Origin of the sequence: Mesorhizobium sp. M7A.T.Ca.US.000.02.2.1, assembly GCF_003996995.1 — a bacterium.
In the GTDB taxonomy this organism is placed as follows: domain Bacteria; phylum Pseudomonadota; class Alphaproteobacteria; order Rhizobiales; family Rhizobiaceae; genus Mesorhizobium.
Genome location: NZ_RZTT01000429.1, coordinates 1 through 4,923, shown reverse-complemented (window position 1 = coordinate 4,923; position 4,923 = coordinate 1). Strand labels below are relative to the sequence as shown.

Here is a 4,923-nt window from a genome sequence, read left to right as displayed (position 1 = left end):
GGACCATAGCCGGTCGACGCCGGGCAGCGGGCTGGGTCTCAGCCTTGTGCGAGCGATTGCCGATCTGCATGGCGCATCGATCACGCTGGGCGATGGGCAGCCCGGGCTTGCGGTGGCGGTGAGTTTTCCGCTGGCGACGGGTTAGAGGCCGATCTCCCCCCTTGAGGGGGAGATGTCGCCGAAGGCGACGAGGGGGTCGCCTCGCGTGAAGCGCCAGCCTCCATCTGTCGCAAGGAGGTCGCATCCGGTCGGACCGACCCCCTCTGGCCTGCCGGCCATCTCCCCCTCGAGGGGGAGACCAGCAGCTTCACCGATCAATCCGCGTCGACAGGATGATCGACGACAGGGTCCGCTCGACCCCGTCCATGGCGCCGATCTGGTCGAGCAGCATGTCGAGGTCGCGGATCGACGGTGCGTCGACGATGACGATCATGTCGAAATTGCCGCTGACCGAATGCAGCGTCCGGACCGTCGTCAGGGCGCGCAGGCCGCGCACCACCTTGTCGGCGAGCTTGGGCGTCACGGTGAGCAGTACATGCGCCCGCACCAGCCCCTGCTCGTAGTCCGGCGCCAGCCGCACGCCATAGCCTGATATGATGCCGCGCTGCTCCAGCCGTTCGATGCGGCTCTGCACGGTCGTTCGAGACACGCCAAGCCGCCGCGCCAGCTCGGCGGTCGAGGCGCGGGCATTCTCGCGCAGCAGGGAAAGCAGGGCCTGTTCGGCGTCACTGAGCATTTCGACGATTCTTCTCGGCGCACTGGCCAATAGATGGTTTCGTTTCGAACAAAACCACGCTTCCATTCGACGGGCAAGCTGCGAATCTGGGCTCACAATCAGTGAGGGATCGGTCATGAAGAAAATTGTCGTTGTCGGCGCCGGAAAGATCGGCTCGACCATTGCCGAGATGCTCGCCGCCACGGGGGATTATCAGGTCACGCTCGTCGACCGCTCGGCGGCACAGTTCGCTGCTGCCGAAGTGCCGACCACGGTTGCGACGCTTGAGCTCGACATCGAAGCATCCGGTACGCTTGAAGCCGCACTCGCCGGCAAATTCGCGGTGCTCAGCGCCGCTCCCTTCCATCTGACCACCCGCATCGCCGAAGCGGCGGCCTGTGCCGGCGTGCACTATCTCGACCTGACCGAGGATGTCGTCTCGACCCGCCGCGTCAAGGAACTGGCGGTTTCGGCCAGAAACGCCTTCATTCCGCAATGCGGCCTGGCGCCGGGCTTCATCTCGATCGTCGCCAACGATCTCGCCAGCCGTTTCGATTCGCTGGAGAGCGTGCGCATGCGCGTCGGCGCTTTGCCGCAATATCCCTCCAATGCGCTGAACTACAATCTGACCTGGAGCACCGACGGCGTCATCAACGAATATTGCGAGCCCTGCGAGGCGATCGTCGAAGGCGAGCTGGTCGAGGTGCCGCCACTGGAAGAGCGCGAGGAGTTCTCGCTCGACGGCGTCACCTACGAGGCCTTCAACACCTCCGGCGGCCTTGGCACGCTGGCCGAGACGCTGAAGGGCAGAGTGCGCACGCTGAACTACCGCACCATCCGCTATCCCGGCCACGCCGCGATCATGAAGGCGCTGCTCAACGATCTCGGCCTGCGCCACCGCCGTGACGTGCTGAAAGACATTTTCGAGAGCGCCCTGCCGGCGACCCTGCAGGACGTGGTCATCGTCTTCGTCACCGTCTCCGGCCGCAAGAACGGCCGCCTGCTGCAGGAGACCTACGCCAACAAGATCTACTCCAGGCGCATCGGCGACCAGGTGCGAAGCGCCATCCAGATCACCACGGCGTCCGGCATCTGCGCCGTGCTCGACATGCTGGCCGACGGCAGCCTGCCGGCGACGGGTTTCATCAAGCAGGAAGACATCGCGCTTGACGCGTTTCTGGCCAACCGTTTCGGGCGCGCCTATGCGCAGCACGAGATGGTGAGCCGGCTGGCGGGGTGATCAGCGTCTCTCTCTTGTGAGAGGCTGGCGGACAGTGCCCCCCTCTGCCCTGCCGGGCATCTCCCCCTCTAGGGGGGAGATCGGCTGTCATCTTAGATTTCGCCAATTTTCAAAGTCTTGGAAGAGGCGGGTTGCCCGAAACTGCTGATCTCCCCCCTTGAGGGGGAGATGTCCGGCAGGACAGAGGGGGGCGAGTGTCCCGCCAGCATCACCGCCTTTGCACTATCACGAATCAAACATGCAGCGCGTGCCCCAGCGCCTTGAGCGCCGCTTCCTGGAATCCCTCGCCTTGCGTCGGATGGGCATGGATCGTGCCGGCAATGTCCTCCAGCCTGGCGCCCATCTCCAGCGCCAGGCCAAAAGCCGCCGCCAGTTCCGAGACGCCCTGCCCGACCGCCTGGATGCCGAGCACCAGATGGTTGTCCGCGCGCGCCACGACCCGAACAAAACCGTCCTCGCCGAGCTTGGTCATCGCCCGGCCATTGGCAGCGAACGGGAACATGCCGATCTCGATCTCGCCGCCGAGCGCCTTGGCCTCTTCCGGCGACAGGCCTGCCGTCACAAGTTCCGGATCGGTGAAGCAGACGGCGGGTATCGAGCGCTTGTCCCAGCTGCGTTTGTGACCGGCGGCGATCTCGGCGACCATCTCGCCCTGGGCCATCGCCCGGTGCGCCAGCATCGGCTCGCCGGTGACGTCGCCGATGGCGAAGATGCCGCGCATGGAGGTGCGGCACTGGTCGTCGATGCGGATGAATTTGCCTGCCCTGTCGAGGTCGATCTGGTCGAGCCCCCAGCCTTCGGTCACCGGCTTGCGGCCGACCGTCACCAAGATTTTTTCGGCGGCGACCTTGGCGCTCTTGCCGTCCGCCGTCTCGACCAGCAGCGCATCGCCTTTGGTCGACAGCCCCTTGGCCTTGGCACCCAGCATCACCTCGACGCCGAGTGCGTTGAGCCGCTTGACCACCGGCCGCGTGAGTTCGGCGTCATACTGCGCCAGCACGCGCGGCAAGGCCTCGACGACGGTCACTTTGGCGCCCATTTTGGCGAAGGCCATGCCGAGTTCCAGTCCGATATAGCCGCCACCGACGACCGCGAGTTTTCTCGGCACGTCGCTCAGTGCCAGTGCCTCGGTTGACGAAATCACCGGGCCGCCAAAGGGCAGGAACGGCAGCTCGACCGGCGCCGAGCCGGTGGCGATGACGATCGTCTCGGCCCGGATGATCTGCACGCCGGTCTCGGTCTCGACCGCGACGGTCTTGCCGTCGCGAAAGCTCGCCCAGCCATGCACGGTCTTGACTCCTGCCTTCTTGAGCAGGCCGGCGACGCCGCTGTTGAGCCGGCTGACGATGCCGTCCTTCCAGGCGATTGTCTTAGCCAGGTCGAGCGCCGGTGCGGAGAGCGAAATGCCGAGCGGGCTCTTGCCGCCTTCCATGTGCGACACCTTCTCGAACTCCTCCGCCGCGTGGATCAGCGCCTTGGACGGGATGCAGCCGACATTGAGGCAGGTGCCGCCCGGTTTGCCCGCCTCGACGATCACCGTGTCGACGCCGAGCTGTCCAGCACGGATAGCGCAGACGTAACCACCGGGACCGGCGCCGATGACGAGCAGCTTGCAGGAGATTTCTTTCATCTTGGCATCCTGGTTCACAATGGTGCTGGAAGGCAGATAATGTTGGGTCCTTCGCGCCGCCCTCGAAGCGCGTAATCTCCCCCCTCGAGGGGGAGATGTCGCCGAAGGCGACAGAGGGGGTCGCCGCGCGTAGAGCGCCGGCCTGCATCTGTCGCGCAAGGCGGTCGCGTCCAGTCGTACCAACCCCCTCTGGCCTGCCGGCCATCTCCCCCTCGAGGGGGGAGATTACGCCCTCCACTGCTTTCGCTGATTTTCGACATTGTAAGAAGAAAACCAGTCCTCCAAGGCAGAGGGGGGCGCTGTTCCGCCGGCATCTCGATTGTCCCGCCCCTCAATCCACAAAGATCAGCGCCGGCGTTTCCAGCAGCGTCTTGATCCGCTGGATGAACACCGCCGCGTCCCAGCCGTCGATCACCCGATGGTCGAAGCTCGACGACAAATTCATCATCTTGCGCGGGATGAACTGGGTGCCGTCCCACACCGGCCGCACCATCATCTTGTTGACGCCGATGATCGCCACTTCCGGATGGTTGATGACCGGCGTCGTCGCCACGCCGCCCATGGCGCCGAGCGAGGTAATGGTGATGGTAGAACCGGACAGCTCGTCGCGTGTCGCGGTGCCGGACTTGGCGGCCTCGGCCAGCCTGATGATTTCTGCGCCGCAATCCCAGATGTCGCGCGCCTCGGCATGCTTGACCACAGGCACCACCAGCCCCGACGGCGTCTGCGCGGCGATGCCGATATGGATGCCGCCATGCTGGTGGATGATGCCGGCCTCGTCGTCGAACAGCGAATTGAGGTTGGGCTGGTCCGCGATCGCCTTGACCATGGCCCGCATCAGGAACGGCAGCAGCGTCAGCTTCGGCCTCTCCACGCCACCCCTACCTGGGCGCTTCTCGTTGTTGAGCGCGGCGCGCAATTCCTCGAGTGCTGTAACATCGATCTCCTCGACATAGGTGATGTGCGGGATGCGCGATTTCGACAGCGACATCTTCTCGGCGATCTTGCGCCGCAAGCCGACCACCTTAGTATCCTGGATCGCATCGTTGCGGGCGAGGCCGGATGTCCTGGCAACCTGCGGCCCGCGCGCCAGGAACGCTTCGATGTCCTCATGGCCGATGCGGCCGGCAGGGCCGGATCCCGCAACCTGCCTGAGATCGATGCCGGCTTCCTTTGCCCGCAGACGCACGGCAGGCGAAGCCAGCGGTCTTTCGCCCTCGGGACGCGGTGCGCCGGCGGGCGTGGCAACTTGAGATGTCGGCGCCGTACCCCCACCCCTAGCCCCTCCCCACAAGGGGGAGGGGGATTCGGTCGCCGCCGCTTCCCCGCCTTCGATTC

General features: G+C 65.2%; 5 protein-coding genes. 2 read left to right on the top strand and 3 right to left on the bottom strand.

Annotated features, from left to right (window positions below):
• Positions 1-145, top strand: a 145-nt coding sequence (locus tag EOD15_RS37035) for an ATP-binding protein (RefSeq protein ID WP_348629436.1), incomplete at its 5' end; no start/stop codon positions are given.
• Positions 146-307: 162 nt separating this feature from the next.
• Here EOD15_RS37035 and EOD15_RS28455 read toward each other — a convergent pair.
• Positions 308-736, bottom strand: coding sequence for an Lrp/AsnC family transcriptional regulator (locus EOD15_RS28455; RefSeq protein WP_127329250.1), 429 nt, complete (start codon positions 734-736; stop codon positions 308-310).
• Positions 737-851: 115 nt separating this feature from the next.
• Between EOD15_RS28455 and EOD15_RS28450 the strand changes: the two genes are divergently transcribed.
• The gene (locus EOD15_RS28450) at positions 852-1,955 is read left to right on the top strand and encodes a saccharopine dehydrogenase family protein (protein WP_127409056.1); all 1,104 of its coding nucleotides are present in this window, start codon (positions 852-854) and stop codon (positions 1,953-1,955) included.
• Between the two features lie 232 nt (positions 1,956-2,187).
• Here the strand turns inward: EOD15_RS28450 and lpdA are convergent, their stop codons facing one another.
• Both lpdA and EOD15_RS28435 read right to left on the bottom strand, forming a co-directional pair.
• Positions 2,188-3,585: a dihydrolipoyl dehydrogenase gene (gene lpdA, locus EOD15_RS28440; protein WP_127322879.1), complete on the bottom strand. Its 1,398-nt coding sequence runs from the start codon at positions 3,583-3,585 to the stop codon at positions 2,188-2,190.
• A gap of 331 nt (positions 3,586-3,916) precedes the next feature.
• Positions 3,917-4,923: dihydrolipoamide acetyltransferase family protein (locus tag EOD15_RS28435; RefSeq protein ID WP_245463789.1), on the bottom strand; the 1,007-nt coding region annotated here is incomplete at its 5' end.